Origin of the sequence: Streptomyces sp. MB09-02B (assembly GCF_033794485.1) — a bacterium.
GTDB lineage: Bacteria > Actinomycetota > Actinomycetes > Streptomycetales > Streptomycetaceae > Streptomyces.
In genome coordinates this window covers 1-15,217 of sequence record NZ_JARGEE010000059.1, presented here as the reverse complement: position 1 = coordinate 15,217, position 15,217 = coordinate 1, and the positions used below count along the sequence as shown (strand labels likewise).

The following is a 15,217-nucleotide window of genomic DNA, read 5'->3' as shown; positions in this document are numbered from 1 at the left end:
CCACGACAGAACAGAGACCGCAGAGCGGTCCCTCGCAGTCAGTGCGCCACCGTAGGATGGACGTCATGGCCAAGACCAGTACGACGACCCAGGGGCTGCGTGCGGCGATCGAGCGCAGCGGCTACTACCCGGCCCTCGTGGCCGAGGCGGTGGAGGCCGCTGTCGGCGGCGAGGCCATCAAGTCGTACCTGGTCCACCAGGAGACGACGTTCGACGCGAACGAGGTGCGGCGCCACGTCACCGTCCTCGTCCTCACGGGCAACCGCTTCATCGTGAGCCACACCGACGAGCAGGCCGCGGACGGTACGTCACCGACTCCGTACGCCACGACGTCGACCGAGTCGGTGAAGATCGGCCGGATCTCGTCGGTCGTGCTCAGCCGCGTCGTCGCCAACCCCGAGTCCTACACCCCGGGCACCCTGCCCCGCGAGGTTGTCCTGACCATCGGCTGGGGAGCCGTCTCCCGCATCGACCTGGAGCCCGCCGCCTGCGGCGACCCCAACTGCGAGGCGGACCACGGGTACACGGGCAGCTCGACGGCCGACGACCTCAGCCTGCGCGTCAGCGAGGCCGGGGACGGCCCGGAGACCGTGCGTCAGGCTCTCGCCTTCGCGCAGTCCCTCTCCGAGGCGACCGCGGACACCGCCCGCTGATGGCGCTGCCCACCTGGGACCACCCGGAACCCCTGTCCCTCGGCTCCGCCCCCGTCCCCGAGTACGGCGCAGGTTCGCTCGCCGACCTCCTGCCCACCCTCGCGGCGGGCATGGGGGTACCCGGTACGACCGCCTCGATACCGGAACTGACGGCGGCCGACCGGGTCTGTGTGTTCCTGGTCGACGGCCTGGGCTGGGAGCAGCTGAAGGCGCACCCCGACGAGGCGCCCTACCTGACGGCCCTGCTGGCGTCCTCGCGCGGCGGCACCGGCCGCCCCATCACCGCGGGGTACCCCGCCACCACCGCGACCTCCCTCGCCTCCGTGGGCACCGGCCTGCCCCCGGGCGCGCACGGCCTGCCCGGGTACACGGTCCGCGACCCGCAGACCCAGGAGCTGATGAACCAGCTCCGCTGGCAGCCGTGGACCTCGCCGAAGGTGTGGCAGCCCTACCCCACGATCTTCCAGCTCGCCGACCGGGCGGGCGTGCACACCGCCCAGGTCACCTCCCCGGCCTTCCAGAACACGCCCCTCACCCAGATCGCGCTGAGCGGCGGCACCTTCCACGGCCGCCTCTCCGGCGAGGACCGCATGGACGTGGCCGCCGAGCAACTGGCCGCCGGGGACCGCGCGTTGATCTACACCTACTACTCCGAGCTGGACGGCGCGGGACACCGCTTCGGTGTCGACTCCGACGCCTGGCGCGGCCAGCTCATGCACGTCGACCGGCTGGTCCAGCGCCTGGCCGAGCAACTCCCGCCGCGCACCGCCCTGTACGTCACCGCCGACCACGGCATGATCGACATCCCGTTCGACGAGCAGCACCGCATCGACTTCGACGAGGACTGGGAGCTGCGCGCCGGGGTCGCCCTGCTGGGCGGCGAGGGCCGGGCCCGCCATGTGTACGCGGTGCCGGGCGCCGAGTCGGACGTCCTGACCTGCTGGCGCGAGGTGCTCGGCGAGCAGTTCTGGATCGCCTCGCGCGACGAGGCCATCGCGGCGGGCTGGTTCGGCCCGCACATCGACGAACGCGTGTACGCCCGCATAGGAGACGTGGTCGCGGCCGCGCACGACGACGTCCTGATCGTCGCCTCGGAGCGGGAGCCCAAGGAGTCGGCGATGGTCGGCAACCACGGTTCGATGACCCCCGTCGAACAGCTGGTCCCGCTGCTCGAAGTACGCTCCTGAGACGCCCTGCCGCCGCCCACCACGCCGTCCGCCAGACGGTCGCCCCGCCCTCGTCCTCCTCGCCGAAAGGTGCTCGACCCAACATGCCCGAGCTGGTGTTCTTCTCCGGAACCATGGACTGCGGGAAGTCGACGCTGGCCCTCCAGATAGAGCACAACCGCTCGGCGCGCGGCCTCCAGGGCATGATCTTCACGCGTGACGACCGCGCGGGCGAGGGCAAGCTGTCGTCACGGCTGGGCCTGGTCACGGACGCCGTGGAGGTCGAGGACGGCCAGGACCTCTACGCCTATCTCGTCGACCACCTCTCCCAGGGCCGCCGCGCGGACTATGTGATCGCCGACGAGGCCCAGTTCCTCGCCCCCGGGCAGATCGACCAGCTCGCCCGCGTGGTGGACGACCTGGGCCTGGACGTCTACGCCTTCGGCATCACGACCGACTTCCGCTCCAAGCTCTTCCCCGGCTCCCAGCGTCTGGTCGAGCTGGCCGACCGGGTCGAGGTCCTCCAGGTCGAGGCCCTGTGCTGGTGCGGCGCCCGCGCCACCCACAACGCCCGCACCATAGGCGGCCAGATGGTCGTCGAGGGTGCCCAGGTCGTCGTCGGCGATGTCAACCAGCCGGACGACATCGGCTACGAGGTCCTCTGCCGCCGTCACCACCGCCGCAGGATGACGGCCGCCACCGCCCACGCGGGTGCCCTCGCCCCGGACGTCCTCCCGGTCGAGACGGTCTGACCCACTGCCGGTCCGTCTTGGGGCCACGCCGGTCCAGCGCCCGGTCGAGACGGGTCCCGCGCCGCCCCGTTCACCCGGCCGTGCGACCCTCCCCGCCGGTGGTCCGGTGTTCCGTGCGCACCACCGCGAACTTCGCGCCCTCCGGGTCGGCCAGGGTGGCCACCGGGCCATGAGGGCTGTCATGAGCCGGTTCCAGGACATGGCCGCCCAGTTCGATGACGCGGTTGGCGGCCTCGTCGGGATCGCCCACCTCGAAGTAGGTCAGCCAGTGGGGCCCCCGGTCCCGGGGGAGCGCGCTGCCGACGCCGTGGATGCCGGCCACCGGTCTGCCCCCGACGCGCAGGGTGACGTAGTCGAGGTCGGCGGAGACCACCGGCTCCTCCTCGTAGCCGAAGACAGTCTCGTAGAACTTGGCGACCAACGAGCTGTCGGCGGTGAGGAGTTCGTCCCAGGCGGGCGTGCCGGGGACGCCGGTGATGTCCGCGCCGAGGTGCTCCGCCGCCTGCCAGATCCCGAAGACGGCCCCCGCCGGGTCGGAGGCGATCACCAGCCGACCCGCGTCACCGGCGTCCAACGGGCCCACGCCCACGGTGCCGCCGCAGTGCCGCACGGTCTCCGCCGTCCGGTCCGCGTCGGCCGAGGCGAAGTAGGGCGTCCAGGCGATGGGGAGATGACGGTCCGGCGGCAGCTGGCCGATCCCCGCGACCTGCCGCCCGTCGAGCAGGGCCCGCACATACGGGCCGAGCTGCTGGGGACCGGGCTGGAACTCCCAGCCGAACAGGGCCCCGTAGAACTCCTGGGTCGTGGCCGTCCCGTGCACCATCAGGCTCACCCAGCAAGGTGTGCCCGGTGGATACACCGCGCCGTTCAGGCCGGTCGACCCCCGTGCCTCGGTCATCGTCACTCTCTCCTCGGCCCCTCGCGGTGGCCGTGTCCGTCGCCCTCGGTACGCGTGTACCGCGTCCACGCGCGATCACGCCCCGTGCCGATGCTCGCACCACCCGTAGCGCCACGGGCCCGCGCCGCACCGCCGCAACGACGCGTACGTGCGCGAGGATGTCCGGCCCGCCGGTCCCGGCCTTCGTCCGCGCCGCTGCCGTGTGGTGTCCGTCAGTTGTACAGCTCGTGCCCGATCCCGTACGCCCGGTGATCGGCACCGCCCGGCGGGCAGAGTAGCCGGAGCCGGGCGAGGCGGCCACCCCGTGCGCGAGGATGGGGCCATGAACGCCATCATCTCGGCCCCCGACCTCGCCAACGAGCTGGCGGGAGCCCGTCCGCCGGTCATCCTGGACGTCCGCTGGCAGTTGGGCGGCCCGAACCTGCGCCCCGAGTACGAGAAGGCGCACATCCCGGGAGCCGTCTTCGTCGACCTGGACGCCGAACTCGCCGGTCCGGCGGGTTCCGGCGGCCGCCATCCGCTGCCCGACGCCGACGCCTTCGGTGCGGTGATGCGGGCGGCCGGCGTCTCCGCCGACCGTGCCGTCGTCGTGTACGACGGCGGGCTCAACTGGGCCGCCGCGCGCGCGTGGTGGCTGCTCCGCTGGGCCGGCCACCCCTCGGTGCGGGTCCTGGACGGCGGTCTGGCGGCCTGGGAGGGCGCGCTGACGGCCGAGATCCCGGAGCCCGCCCCGGGCACCTTCGAGCCGGCGCCCGGCGCGCTGCCGCTGCTCGACGCGGACGGCGCCGCCGCGCTGGCCCGCACCGGACTGCTCCTGGACGCACGGGCCGCCGAACGCTACCGGGGCGACGTGGAACCCATCGACCCGGTCGGCGGGCACATCCCGGGCGCGGTGTCGGCCCCGACCACGGAGAACGTGGCCGAATCCGGCCTCTTCCGGACCGCCGCCGAACTCACCGACCGCTTCAAGGGACTCGGTGCGACCCCCGACTCCGAGGTCGGCGTGTACTGCGGCTCCGGAGTCTCCGGCGCCCACCAGGTGCTGGCGCTGGCCGTGGCGGGCATCCCGGCGGCCCTGTATGTGGGTTCGTGGTCGGAGTGGTCCCGGGACGGTGACCGTCCGGTGGCCACCGGCCCCGACCCCCAGTGACCCGGCGCTGACGGCACGCGTGGGGCCCACGTCTGAACGACGCGGGCCCCACACACGTATGAATGACCGATCCTGCACCCGAGAGAAACGGATCCGCTGGACCGAGTGGAACGAGTGAGCGCTCCGATTCCCCACCACCGTGGGGCCGTTACTCCTGCTTCTTGCGTCTCGTCCCGAAGACGATCTCGTCCCAGCTCGGCACCGCCGCGCGCCGCCCCGGTCGGACGCCGTCCGCCTCGGCCTGGCGGTCGGTGGCGCCGATCAGCCGGTCGCGGTGGCCGTTGACCGACCGCGGCATGAGAACGTCCGCGTAGGCGGAACCGGCCGACGCCGCGGGTGCCGCGGACTCCTCTTCCGCCACTTCCTCGACGGAGACGGATTCCTCCTGCGGTTCGGCGGAGGGCAGTTCGGGCACCACCAGGTCGCCCCGGTAGCTGGGGACGGCCTCCAGGATGCTGGTGAGCGAGTCGCGCTCGCTCACGATCTCCTCGTCGTCCTCGGGCGGCGCGGGCAGGACGGGACGTTCCGCCTGGCGGTCCAGGGGGCGGTCACGGGGCAGCCGCGCGATCCTCGGCACGAACGGGAAGCTCGGCTCGGGCGTCCCGAGGTCGTCGGACTCGCCGATCAGCGACCGCGCCTCGTCGTCGACGGCCTGGACGAGCCGCCGGGGCGGGTCGTAGGTCCAGCTCGCCGAGTGCGGTTCACCCGCGACGCAGTACACCAACAGCACTTCCCAGGTGCCGTCGTCGCGACGCCACGAGTCCCACTGGACGGTGTCCTTCTCGGCGCCGCGCAGCAGCAGTCGCTCCTGGACGGCCTCGCCGAGCTGGGGCCCCGCAGCGTTCTCGCCGGGGCGGCGGACCGGGGTCTTGCGCGCCCGCTCGGCCATGAAGGCGCGCTCGGCCAGGACGGGGCCCTCGAACCGGCGGACCCGGTCGACGGGGATGCCGGCGAGCTGCGCGACCTCTTCGGCCGTGGCACCCGCGCGTATACGCGCCTGGATGTCACGGGGGCGGAGATGGCTCTCCACCTCGATCTCGATCTGACCGAGGCGGGGTCGGTCGCCGCGCACGGCGGCACGCAGCCGTTCGTCGATCGGCAGCGTGTACTCCGTGGAATCGGCAGCCTTCAGCACCAGCCGTGTGCCGTCATTGGAGACGGCCACGACACGCAGTTCGGGCATGGGGACCTCCCGGGTGGTGCCTGCCGACGTCACGTGCGTCGCTGCTTCCGCTAGTCGAGTGTGGCCTGCCCGGGTGCAGCCTGCCACAACCTTGCCGAGTTGCCCGGCGTGTCGGGCGTGAGCCCGGGGCCGCCGTTATGGCACGGTTATCAATTCGCAACGCTAAGTGACGAACCTCATCACCCTGTGCAACGATCCCCCTCCCGGCGGTCCTCGAAGGCCCCGGACACCCTGGCGGGAGTCCGGACCCAGGGCTCGCAACAGTACTCCATTCGGGCCACTTGCGTGGATCGGCACGCCGCTCAACTTCTCATGGGAGACGTCAATACGCCGCCGGAACAGACCTTTTCGCACCCCTGGGAGGGACGTGCTTCACATCGTCGGCAGAACCGCCTGACCGGCTACGCCCCGAGCACCCGGCGCAAGTAGTCGTTCTGGAAACGCCGTTCGGGGTCGAGCCGGTCACGCAGCGCGGTGAACTCGCCGAAGCGGGGATAGACCTTGGCGAAGTAGTCCGTGTCCCGCGTGTGCACCTTGCCCCAGTGCGGCCGTCCCTCGTGGGCGGTGAAGATCCGCTCGGCGGCGGTGAAGTAGGCCTGATAAGGCGTGCCCCTGAACATGTGGACGGCGACGTAGGCGCTCTCCCGGCCGGAGGCGGTGGAGAGCGTGATGTCGTCGGCCGGCGCGGTGCGCACCTCGACGGGGAAGCTGACGCGCAGCTTCGAACGGTCGACCATCGCCTTGAGTTCACGCAGCGTGTCCACCAGGGCCTCGCGCGGAACGGCGAACTCCATCTCCACGAACCGCACTCGGCGCGGGGAAGTGAAGACCTTGTAGGGGATGTCGGTGTAGGTCCGCGCGGACAGGGCGCGGCTGGAGATCTGCGCGATCGTCGGGATGGTGGCGGGGACCGCCTGGCCGACCCAGTTGGCCACCTGGAAGACGCCGTTGGAGAGGAACTCGTCCTCGAACCAGCTGTTCAACTGGGGTACAGGCTTCTCGGGGCCAGCGCTGCGGTTGTTGCGCTTGGTGTTGGTGTTGCCGGTGTGGGGGAACCAGTAGAACTCGAAGTGCTCGTTCTCGGCGTGCAGTTCGTCGAACTCGGCCAGCACCTTCTCGAACGGCATCGGTTCCTCGCGCGCCGTGAGCAGGAAGATCGGCTCCACGGCGAAGGTGATCGCGGTGACGATGCCGAGGGCGCCGATGCCGACGCGGGCGGCCGCGAAGACGTCGGGGTTCTCCGTCGCGGAGCAGGTCAGCACCGACCCGTCGGCGGTGACCAGTTCGAGCCCCCGGATCTGGGCGGCTATGGAGGCCGAGTCGCGGCCGGTGCCGTGGGTGCCGGTGCTGGTCGCGCCGGAGACCGTCTGCTCCATGATGTCGCCCATGTTGGTGAGCGAGAGCCCCTCGCGCGCGAGAGCCAGGTTGAGCCGCTTGAGCGGAGTGCCGGCGGCGACCGTGACGGTCATGGCCTCACGGTCGATCTTGCGTATGCCCGTCAGCAGTTGAGGGCGGATCAACACACCGTCGGTCGCGGCCGCGGCCGTGAACGAGTGGCCCGTACCGACGGCCTTCACCCGGAGGTCGTCCTCGGCCGCCTGCCGTACGGCCGCGGCGAGTTCCTCGACGGTGGCCGGGGTGACCTCCCGTACGGGGCGGGCGGTGACGTTCCCCGCCCAGTTACGCCACGTGCCGCTCTTCCCGATCACTGTGGTGCTCATGGGGCCCTCCCCGCCTTGGAGCCGGCCTGCGCAGCCGGCGGTACCCGAGAAAACCGACCGCGACCGCGACGGCCCCGGACGCCGCCGGAACCACGTACCCTGCCTTCGCCCCGGCCGCGTCGATCACCCAGCCGGAGACCGAGGACCCGAGCGCGACCCCGACCGCGAGCCCGGTGCCCACCCAGGTCATGCCCTCGGTCAGTTGCGTGCGTGGTACGTGCTCTTCGATGAGGGACATCGTCGTGATCATCGTGGGTGCGATGGACAGACCCGCCACGAAGAGCGCCACGGCCAGAAACGGCAAGTTTCCGACCAGTAGGAGGGGGATCATACTCACGGCCATGCCGCACACGCCCAGCAGCCATCGACGTTCCGCCGCCCCGGAGAAGCGCAGCAGCCCGAAGACGATGCCCGCGGCGCAGGAACCGGCCGCGTAGAGGGCCAGGACCACGCTCGCGGCGGCCTTGTGGCCCCGCTCCTCGGCGAAGGCCACGGTGACGACGTCGACCGCTCCGAAGATCGCTCCGGTCGCCACGAACGTCGCCACCAGGACCTGCAGTCCGGGCGAGCGCAGCGCCGAACGCCCCTTGACGTCCCGCTCGCGCGGGTGCGGCGCGGGTTCGGTGGCGCGCTGGGCCGTCAGCCAGAAGACCCCGGCCGCCAGGAAGCAGGCGGCGAGCAGCGGTCCGGCCTCCGGGAACCACGCCGTGGACAGCCCGATGGAGATGATCGGCCCGAAGATGAAGCACACCTCGTCGACGACGGACTCGAAGGAGTACGCGGTGTGCAGTTGCGGGGTGTCCCGGTAGAGGGCCGCCCAGCGCGCCCGGGTCATCGCCCCGAGGCTCGGCACACAGCCGATGCCGGCCGAGCAGAGGTACAGCACCCAGTCCGGCCAGCCGTAGTGCGCGGCGAGCAGGAGTCCCGCGGCGGCGGCCAGCGCCACGAGGGTCGCCGGGCGCAGCACCCGCCGCTGCCCGTACTGGTCCACCAGACGCGAGATCTGCGGGCCGAGCACGGCGGCGGACAGCGCGATGGTCGCCGAGAGCGCGCCGGCCAGGCCGTACCGCCCGGTGAGCTGGGAGATCATCGTGACCACGCCGATGCCCATCATGGACAGCGGCATCCGGCCGAGGAGACCCGCGGCGGTGAAGCCCTTGGTGCCGGGCGCGGCGAACAGGGCGGTGTAGGGGCTGGGCACGGGGGCTCCGGTCGTTCCGGGAAGCGGAGGGATGAGTTCCTCGTAAGGCGCGAACTCAGTCGATACAGCTTACAGGTGAGGTAACCCTAAGTCATTCTCGGGGATGGGCCGGGATCCCGCCCGTCGGTGCCGGGTGGCAGGATCGAAGGCATGCCACACGCGCACGACGCCACCCCCTACGACGCCCTGCTCCTGCTCTCCTTCGGCGGCCCGGAAGGCCCGGACGACGTGGTCCCGTTCCTGGAGAACGTGACACGGGGTCGCGGCATCCCCAAGGAGCGCCTCAAGGAAGTCGGGCAGCACTACTTCCTGTTCGGCGGGGTCAGCCCCATCAACGACCAGAACCGCGCCCTGCTGGACGCCCTCCGCAAGGACTTCGCCGAGCACGGCCTGGACCTGCCGGTCTACTGGGGCAACCGCAACTGGGCGCCCTATCTGACCGACACCCTGCGTGAGATGGTCGCCGACGGCCGCCGCCGGATCCTGGTCCTCGCCACCAGCGCGTACGCCTCGTACTCGGGCTGCCGCCAGTACCGCGAGAACCTGGCCGACTCGCTCGCCGCCCTGGAGGCCGAGGGCCTGGAGCTGCCGAGGATCGACAAGATCCGGCACTACTTCAACCACCCCGGCTTCCTGGAGCCCATGATCGACGGCGTCCTGGAGTCGCTCGCCGAGCTCCCCGACAACGTCCGCGACGGCGCCCACCTGGCCTTCTGCACGCACTCCATCCCCAACGCCTCGGCGGACACCTCCGGCCCGGTCGAGGACCACGGGGACGGCGGCGCGTACGTCGCGGAGCACCTGGACGTCTCGCGGCTCATCGCCGACGCCGTGCGCGAGCGGACCGGTGTCGAGCACCCCTGGCAGCTCGTCTACCAGTCCCGTTCCGGCGCCCCGCACATCCCGTGGCTGGAGCCGGACATCTGCGACCACCTGGAGGAGCGCCACGAGGCCGGAGTCCCGGCCGTCGTGATGGCGCCCATCGGGTTCGTCTCGGACCACATGGAGGTCCTGTACGACCTCGACACCGAGGCCATGGCCAAGGGCAGGGAGCTGGGCCTGCCCGTCCGCCGCTCGGCCACGGTGGGTGCCGACCCCCGGTTCGCCGCCGCCGTCCGCGACCTCGTCCTGGAGCGAGCGGCGGCCGAGCGAGGCGAGGACGCGGTCACCCCCTGCGCCCTCGGCGCGCTCGGCGCGAGCCACCACCTGTGCCCGGTCGGCTGCTGCCCGGCCAGGACCCCGCAGCCCGCCGCCGCGGGCGCCGACAGCCCGTACGCGTGAGGAGCACCGTGACCGACCGACCCGAGCGTCCGGACGGCCTGAAGGCCGAGCTGCTGGAGATCGCCCTGGACGCCGCCCGGCGCGCGGGGGACTTCCTGCGTGACGGGCGGCCCGCCGATCTCGGCGTCGCCGCCACCAAGTCCAGCGCGGTCGACGTCGTCACCGAGATGGACATCGCCTCCGAGAAGCTGATCACCGGCCTGCTGGCCGAGCGCAGGCCGCACGACGGCGTGCTCGGCGAGGAGGGCGCCAGCGTCGTCGGCACCAGCGGCGTCCAGTGGGTGATCGACCCCCTCGACGGCACCGTCAACTATCTCTACGGTCTGCCCAGTTGGGCCGTCTCCATCGCCGCCCGGGTGGACGACGAGACGGTCGTGGGCGTGGTCCACGCCCCGGTGCGCGGCGAGACCTTCCGGGCCGTCCTCGGCGAGGGCGCGTTCCTGAACGACCGTCCCGCGCGCGTGCGCCCCGCCCCGGAGCCGGAGCTGGCCCTCGTCGGCACCGGCTTCGGCTACCGCGCCGAGCGCCGGGCCAGGCAGGCCGACGTACTGCGCGAGCTGATCCCCCACGTCCGGGACATCCGGCGGGGCGGCTCGGCCGCGATCGACCTCTGCGACGTGGCCGTGGGCCGCCTGGACGCGTACTACGAGCGCGGCCTGAACCCCTGGGACTACGCGGCGGGCGACGTCATCGCCCGAGAGGCGGGCGCCCTGACCGGTGGCCGCCCCGGAGAGCCCCTCTCGACCGACCTGACCATCGCGGCCCCACCGGGCCTCTTCGAGACGCTCCAGAGCCGTCTGGACGCCTTGGGCGCCTGGCACGACTGAGGCCCGCACCAGAAGCAGAAAAAGCAGAACCCCGGCCTGGATCTGCCGGGGTTCTGCTGTCGTGCGCATGGGCCGTGGATCAGACGCTCTGCGCGCCGACCTCCACACCGTGGTCGGCGGCGAGGCGGCGCAGGTCGTCGAGTTCGCCCTGCTCCACCTCGACGAGGAAGTCGTCGCCCTCGTCGCGAGCCCTGGTCAGGTCGGACTCGGTCGCCCTTATGCGCTGCAGAAGTCCTGCGGTGAATGCGTCCATGCTGCGCCCCCTCGTCCTGGGTCGTGGGTCGATGGCACGGGGGTGTGCCGTTCAGAAGGGGCGATCACGTCTCCTGTGGATGCCCAGCGCCACCCTGGCCGGGCGGCGACGGTGCCGGACACCCACGCCCACTCTGCGGAAAAGCGGATCCGTGCCGCATGGTGGTGCGGCACAAGCAGAGCGTGATCGCGGGGTGTAAAGCCGTCCTCCCCCCGGTCTCTCGGACGGAAACCTCAACCGGACGAAAAAGTCCCGCATTCCCCGTCAGCGCCCCCGCCCTTCCCGCCCGGGGTCGTCTTACAGCCGACTTACGGCCGAAAAAGGCAGGATGGAGGTCAACACACCCACGAACACCCTGCCCGTGCGCGCCTGTGACGCGCTACGCGGGTGGACAGAGGAAGGACAAGCGACGTGCGCGTACTCGTCGTCGAGGACGAGCAGCTGCTCGCCGATGCGGTGGCCACCGGACTGCGCCGGGAGGCCATGGCCGTCGACGTCGTGTACGACGGCGCGGCCGCCCTGGAGCGCATCGGCGTCAACGACTACGACGTGGTCGTCCTCGACCGTGACCTCCCCCTCGTCCACGGCGACGACGTCTGCCGCAAGCTGGTCGAGCTCGGCCTGCCCACGCGCGTGCTGATGCTCACCGCGTCCGGCGACGTCAGCGACCGTGTCGAGGGCCTTGAGATCGGCGCCGACGACTATCTGCCCAAGCCCTTCGCGTTCAGTGAGCTCATCGCACGCGTGCGTGCCCTCGGCCGGCGGACGAGCATGCCGCTCCCGCCCGTCCTGGAGCGCGCCGGCATCAAGCTCGACCCGAACCGCCGCGAGGTCTTCCGCGACGGCAAGGAGGTCCAGCTCGCGCCGAAGGAGTTCGCGGTCCTGGAGGTGCTGATGCGCAGTGAGGGCGCCGTCGTGTCGGCCGAGCAGCTCCTGGAGAAGGCCTGGGACGAGAACACCGACCCGTTCACCAACGTCGTCCGGGTGACGGTCATGACACTGCGCCGCAAGCTCGGCGAACCGCCGGTCATCGTCACCGTGCCCGGTTCCGGCTACCGGATCTGATCCGCGATGGCCACCACCCCCGCGCCCCCGCTGGCGCCCCCGAAACCCACCTGGGACCCCAGGCGGCCCCAGAACCCGCTCCCGTGGCTGCGCCCGACCATCCGGATACGGCTCACGCTGCTGTACGGCGGCATGTTCCTGATCGCCGGGATCCTGCTGCTGTCGATCATCTACCTGCTGGCCGCCCAGGCCGTGAACACGGGAAACGCGCCGCTGTTCAAGATCGTCGGTGGCACGGACATCAGTGTCACCAGCGAGAAGTGCCCCGCGGTCGACGCCGGCTCGACCAATGTGCGGCTCTCGGACTTCAACGCCGCGATCTCCGCCTGCATCGACGCCCAGCGCCAGGTCGCCCTGGACACCCTGCTGAGCCGGTCGCTGCTGGCCCTGCTGGGGCTCGCCGTGATCGCGTTCGCCTTCGGGTACGCGATGGCGGGCCGGGTGCTCGCGCCGCTGGGCCGGATCACCCGCACCGCGCGCGCGGTGGCCGGCTCGGACCTGTCGCGCCGGATCGAGCTGGACGGTCCGGACGACGAGCTGAAGGAGCTCGCGGACACCTTCGACGAGATGCTGGAGCGGCTCCAACGGGCCTTCACGGCTCAGCAGCGGTTCGTCGGGAACGCCTCGCACGAGCTGAGAACACCCCTCGCGATCAACCGCACCCTCCTCGAAGTGCACCTCTCCGACCCGCACGCGCCGACCGAGCTGCAACAGCTGGGCAAGACGCTGCTGGCCACCAACGAGCGCAGCGAGCAGCTCGTCGAGGGTCTGCTGCTGCTCGCCCGCAGCGACAACCAGATCGTCGAGCGCAAGCCGGTGGACCTCGCCGAGGTCGCCTCCCAGGCGATCGACCAGGTGCGTTCCGAGGCGGACGCCAAGAAGGTGGAGATCCGCGGGGAGCGGGCTCCCGCGGTGGTCCAGGGCAACGGCGTCCTGCTGGAGCGGATCGCCCTGAACCTCGTCCAGAACGCCGTCCGGTACAACGTGCAGGGTGCGGGCGGCTGGGTGGAGGTCACCACGGAGCTCCAGCACGGACAGGCGTTGCTGGTGGTCACGAACACCGGGCCCGTGGTCCCGGCGTACGAGATCGACAACCTTTTCGAGCCTTTCCGGCGGCTGCGTACGGAGCGCACGGGCAGCGACAAGGGGGTGGGCCTCGGCCTGTCGATCGTCCGCTCCGTGGCCCGCGCGCACGGCGGCCACATCGCCGCCCGGCCACGTGAGGGAGGCGGGCTCGTGATGCGTGTGACCCTGCCGGTCTGAGAAAATGACCCCCGGTTCCGGGACGTGTTCGCTTTGCGCGGAATTTCCTGGGTACCTGATCGAAACGGTCGTGCACGACCGATGTGTGATCGATCACAGGGGCGAATTTCCAGCCATCTACCGAGCGTGATCATGTGGCCGTCGTAAAGCCGGGAAAATCCGGGTTTTCGGGGGTTGAGATCACGGGAAGTACATGCTGAAGCGCCTTTGAAATACAGCCTCAGGACCGTGTACGGTCCCGTTCGCCATCCAAGCCGATCACTCTTGAGGAGTCCGGTTGGGTGTCGATTGAGTAACAGACCTTGATGTGAGGCAAAATCTCCGCCTCAGGTCGGGCACAAGTCCGGCCTCTCACGCGTTACGTGCGCTGGAGACACCGCAGACACCCAGAGGGGGAGAGCGCGACATGGCAACGGATTACGACACCCCACGCAAGACCGACGACGACGTCGACTCGGACAGCCTGGAAGAGCTCAAGGCTCGCCGGAACGACAAGTCGACGTCCGCCGTGGATGTAGACGAGTTCGAGGCCGCGGAAGGCCTGGAACTGCCCGGGGCCGACCTCTCGAACGAGGAGCTGGCCGTCCGGGTGCTGCCCAAGCAGCAGGACGAGTTCACCTGCATGAGCTGCTTCCTGGTGCACCACCGCAGCCAGCTGGCCCGCGAGAAGAACGGTCAGCCGATCTGCCGCGACTGCGACTGAGGCAGGGTCGGCCGTGACTGGCTCGACCCCTCCTTGGAAGCGCCGCTCCCGCAAGGGGGCGGACCAGGAGCCGTACGACGGCTCCGACGGCGTGCGTGACGACGAGCGGGGCTCCTCCGAACAGGGAGCGGCCTCGCTCGAACGTGCGTCCGGCGCGGCGTCGGGGAACCCCACGGACGAGCAGGGACGCCTGCCCGTCCCGGTGGAGAATCCGGCGCCGGTCGCCAGACGGCGCACGGCCACCGTCGCCGCCGTCCGGGACGGAGTGAGACAGGGCCTCAAGGTCGGGGCCCGCAAGAGCGGTGACCGGGCCCGAGCGGGGCTCGCGTACATCACCGACCGTGTCATCGAGATCGCCCCGCGGATCCCCGTACGCGATCTCGCGACCCTGCGTGCCCAGTTCCCGCAACTGGGACCCGAGCAGATCGCCGACAAACTCGTCGCGGGGGCGGCCAACGCGTCCTCCACGGTGGGGGCGGGTGTCGGGGCCGTGGCGATGCTGCCGGCGCCGCCCGCCATGCCCGCGGAACTGGCCGCCGAGATCACCGGCGTCGCCGCGATCGAGCTGAAGCTCATCGCCGAGCTGCACGAGGTGTACGGGGTGCGACCGCCCGGGAACCTGCGGCAGCGCAGCACCGCCTATCTGGACTCCTGGTCCGGGGAGCGCGGTATCGATGTGACCAAGCCGTCGACGATCAACTCGGCGCTCGGTGGACAGATGAAGCGGCAGCTGCGGCAGCAGATCATGAAGCGGATGGTGCGGAACCTGCCGAACCTGATGCCGTTCCTCGTCGGTGCCGCGGTCGGGGCGGTCATGAACCGCCGGGACACCAAGCACCTCGCCGAGCGGATCCGTAAGGACCTGCGGCGCACGCAGGTGCCGTGGGAGGCGTTGCCGGAGCTGCCGCCGCTGGAGAAGCCGGTGGATCCCCTGACGGTGGGGGAGCTGCCCGAGGAGCTCGGTGGGGGCTGATGCCCGTGGGGCTGCCGGTCCGCCGGCCGGGCGCGGGTGAGTGCTGATCGAGCGCGCCCGGGTCCGGCACCTCCGGAAGCCGCCGTCATGCCTTATCGCCGTTCCCGGCCGGGGGGAGGGCTGGGTGG

15 protein-coding genes are annotated in these 15,217 nt (G+C 71.2%); 10 read left to right on the top strand and 5 right to left on the bottom strand.

The window, feature by feature from the left end; all coding sequences use genetic code 11:
- Nucleotides 1-65: 65 nt before the first annotated feature.
- The 3 genes from P1P70_RS11660 to P1P70_RS11650 all read left to right on the top strand — a co-directional run bounded on the left by P1P70_RS11660 (nucleotide 66) and on the right by P1P70_RS11650 (nucleotide 2,571).
- Nucleotides 66-653, top strand: coding sequence for a DUF5998 family protein (locus tag P1P70_RS11660; protein ID WP_319100626.1), 588 nt, complete (start codon nucleotides 66-68; stop codon nucleotides 651-653).
- On the top strand, nucleotides 653-1,840 hold the full coding sequence (locus tag P1P70_RS11655) for an alkaline phosphatase family protein (RefSeq protein WP_319236740.1): 1,188 nt from the start codon (nucleotides 653-655) through the stop codon (nucleotides 1,838-1,840). Before P1P70_RS11660 ends, P1P70_RS11655 begins: the two co-directional genes overlap by 1 nt.
- An 83-nt stretch (nucleotides 1,841-1,923) precedes the next feature.
- Nucleotides 1,924-2,571 carry a thymidine kinase gene (locus P1P70_RS11650; RefSeq protein WP_319236739.1) on the top strand — a complete coding sequence of 216 codons (648 nt, stop codon included), beginning with the start codon at nucleotides 1,924-1,926 and terminating at the stop codon, nucleotides 2,569-2,571.
- A gap of 70 nt (nucleotides 2,572-2,641) precedes the next feature.
- Here the strand turns inward: P1P70_RS11650 and P1P70_RS11645 are convergent, their stop codons facing one another.
- Nucleotides 2,642-3,469 carry a VOC family protein gene (locus P1P70_RS11645; RefSeq protein ID WP_319236738.1) on the bottom strand — a complete coding sequence of 276 codons (828 nt, stop codon included), beginning with the start codon at nucleotides 3,467-3,469 and terminating at the stop codon, nucleotides 2,642-2,644.
- Nucleotides 3,470-3,791: 322 nt separating this feature from the next.
- Here P1P70_RS11645 and P1P70_RS11640 point away from each other — a divergent pair, with 322 nt between their 5' ends.
- On the top strand, nucleotides 3,792-4,619 hold the full coding sequence (locus P1P70_RS11640) for a sulfurtransferase (protein ID WP_319236737.1): 828 nt from the start codon (nucleotides 3,792-3,794) through the stop codon (nucleotides 4,617-4,619).
- Nucleotides 4,620-4,767: 148 nt separating this feature from the next.
- Here P1P70_RS11640 and sepH read toward each other — a convergent pair whose 3' ends face one another.
- The 3 genes from sepH to P1P70_RS11625 all read right to left on the bottom strand — a co-directional run bounded on the left by sepH (nucleotide 4,768) and on the right by P1P70_RS11625 (nucleotide 8,724).
- The gene (sepH, locus tag P1P70_RS11635; RefSeq protein WP_319236736.1) at nucleotides 4,768-5,802 is read right to left on the bottom strand and encodes a septation protein SepH; all 1,035 of its coding nucleotides are present in this window, start codon (nucleotides 5,800-5,802) and stop codon (nucleotides 4,768-4,770) included.
- A 401-nt stretch (nucleotides 5,803-6,203) separates the two neighbouring features.
- Nucleotides 6,204-7,523 carry a D-arabinono-1,4-lactone oxidase gene (locus P1P70_RS11630; RefSeq protein WP_319236735.1) on the bottom strand — a complete coding sequence of 440 codons (1,320 nt, stop codon included), beginning with the start codon at nucleotides 7,521-7,523 and terminating at the stop codon, nucleotides 6,204-6,206.
- A complete protein-coding gene (locus tag P1P70_RS11625) occupies nucleotides 7,483-8,724 on the bottom strand; it encodes an MFS transporter (RefSeq protein ID WP_319236734.1) in 1,242 nt (413 codons plus the stop codon). The genes P1P70_RS11630 and P1P70_RS11625 overlap by 41 nt, the downstream gene beginning before the upstream one ends.
- Nucleotides 8,725-8,874: 150 nt before the next feature.
- Here P1P70_RS11625 and P1P70_RS11620 point away from each other — a divergent pair, with 150 nt between their 5' ends.
- On the top strand, nucleotides 8,875-10,005 hold the full coding sequence (locus tag P1P70_RS11620) for a ferrochelatase (RefSeq protein WP_319236733.1): 1,131 nt from the start codon (nucleotides 8,875-8,877) through the stop codon (nucleotides 10,003-10,005).
- Between the two features lie 8 nt (nucleotides 10,006-10,013).
- Nucleotides 10,014-10,832, top strand: coding sequence for an inositol monophosphatase family protein (locus P1P70_RS11615; protein ID WP_319236732.1), 819 nt, complete (start codon nucleotides 10,014-10,016; stop codon nucleotides 10,830-10,832).
- A 79-nt stretch (nucleotides 10,833-10,911) separates the two neighbouring features.
- On the opposite strand, the gene P1P70_RS11610 is transcribed toward P1P70_RS11615, so the two are convergent.
- Nucleotides 10,912-11,085, bottom strand: coding sequence for a hypothetical protein (locus P1P70_RS11610; RefSeq protein ID WP_184900211.1), 174 nt, complete (start codon nucleotides 11,083-11,085; stop codon nucleotides 10,912-10,914).
- A 411-nt stretch (nucleotides 11,086-11,496) separates the two neighbouring features.
- Between P1P70_RS11610 and P1P70_RS11605 the strand changes: the two genes are divergently transcribed.
- The 4 genes from P1P70_RS11605 (at nucleotide 11,497) to P1P70_RS11590 (ending at nucleotide 15,089) form a co-directional block, all read left to right on the top strand.
- Nucleotides 11,497-12,150: a response regulator transcription factor gene (locus P1P70_RS11605; RefSeq protein WP_045561067.1), complete on the top strand. Its 654-nt coding sequence runs from the start codon at nucleotides 11,497-11,499 to the stop codon at nucleotides 12,148-12,150.
- Nucleotides 12,151-12,156: 6 nt separating this feature from the next.
- Nucleotides 12,157-13,413, top strand: coding sequence for a HAMP domain-containing sensor histidine kinase (locus P1P70_RS11600; protein WP_319236731.1), 1,257 nt, complete (start codon nucleotides 12,157-12,159; stop codon nucleotides 13,411-13,413).
- Nucleotides 13,414-13,819: 406 nt separating this feature from the next.
- Nucleotides 13,820-14,116, top strand: coding sequence for a DUF4193 domain-containing protein (locus P1P70_RS11595; RefSeq protein ID WP_005481602.1), 297 nt, complete (start codon nucleotides 13,820-13,822; stop codon nucleotides 14,114-14,116).
- A 13-nt stretch (nucleotides 14,117-14,129) separates the two neighbouring features.
- Nucleotides 14,130-15,089: a hypothetical protein gene (locus P1P70_RS11590; protein ID WP_319236730.1), complete on the top strand. Its 960-nt coding sequence runs from the start codon at nucleotides 14,130-14,132 to the stop codon at nucleotides 15,087-15,089.
- Nucleotides 15,090-15,217 lie beyond the last annotated feature (128 nt).

Excerpts from the sequence above, each read along its gene's own strand:
- P1P70_RS11660 (WP_319100626.1), top strand. The coding sequence starts at position 66 with ATGGCCAAGACCAGTACGACGACCCAGGGGCTGCGTGCGGCGATCGAG.
- P1P70_RS11645 (WP_319236738.1), bottom strand. The coding sequence starts at position 3,469 with ATGACCGAGGCACGGGGGTCGACCGGCCTGAACGGCGCGGTGTATCCA.
- sepH (WP_319236736.1), bottom strand. The coding sequence starts at position 5,802 with ATGCCCGAACTGCGTGTCGTGGCCGTCTCCAATGACGGCACACGGCTG.
- P1P70_RS11600 (WP_319236731.1), top strand. The coding sequence starts at position 12,157 with ATGGCCACCACCCCCGCGCCCCCGCTGGCGCCCCCGAAACCCACCTGG.
- P1P70_RS11610 (WP_184900211.1), bottom strand. The coding sequence starts at position 11,085 with ATGGACGCATTCACCGCAGGACTTCTGCAGCGCATAAGGGCGACCGAG.
- P1P70_RS11630 (WP_319236735.1), bottom strand. The coding sequence starts at position 7,523 with ATGAGCACCACAGTGATCGGGAAGAGCGGCACGTGGCGTAACTGGGCG.
- P1P70_RS11640 (WP_319236737.1), top strand. The coding sequence starts at position 3,792 with ATGAACGCCATCATCTCGGCCCCCGACCTCGCCAACGAGCTGGCGGGA.
- P1P70_RS11595 (WP_005481602.1), top strand. The coding sequence starts at position 13,820 with ATGGCAACGGATTACGACACCCCACGCAAGACCGACGACGACGTCGAC.
- P1P70_RS11655 (WP_319236740.1), top strand. The coding sequence starts at position 653 with ATGGCGCTGCCCACCTGGGACCACCCGGAACCCCTGTCCCTCGGCTCC.
- P1P70_RS11650 (WP_319236739.1), top strand. The coding sequence starts at position 1,924 with ATGCCCGAGCTGGTGTTCTTCTCCGGAACCATGGACTGCGGGAAGTCG.
- P1P70_RS11620 (WP_319236733.1), top strand. The coding sequence starts at position 8,875 with ATGCCACACGCGCACGACGCCACCCCCTACGACGCCCTGCTCCTGCTC.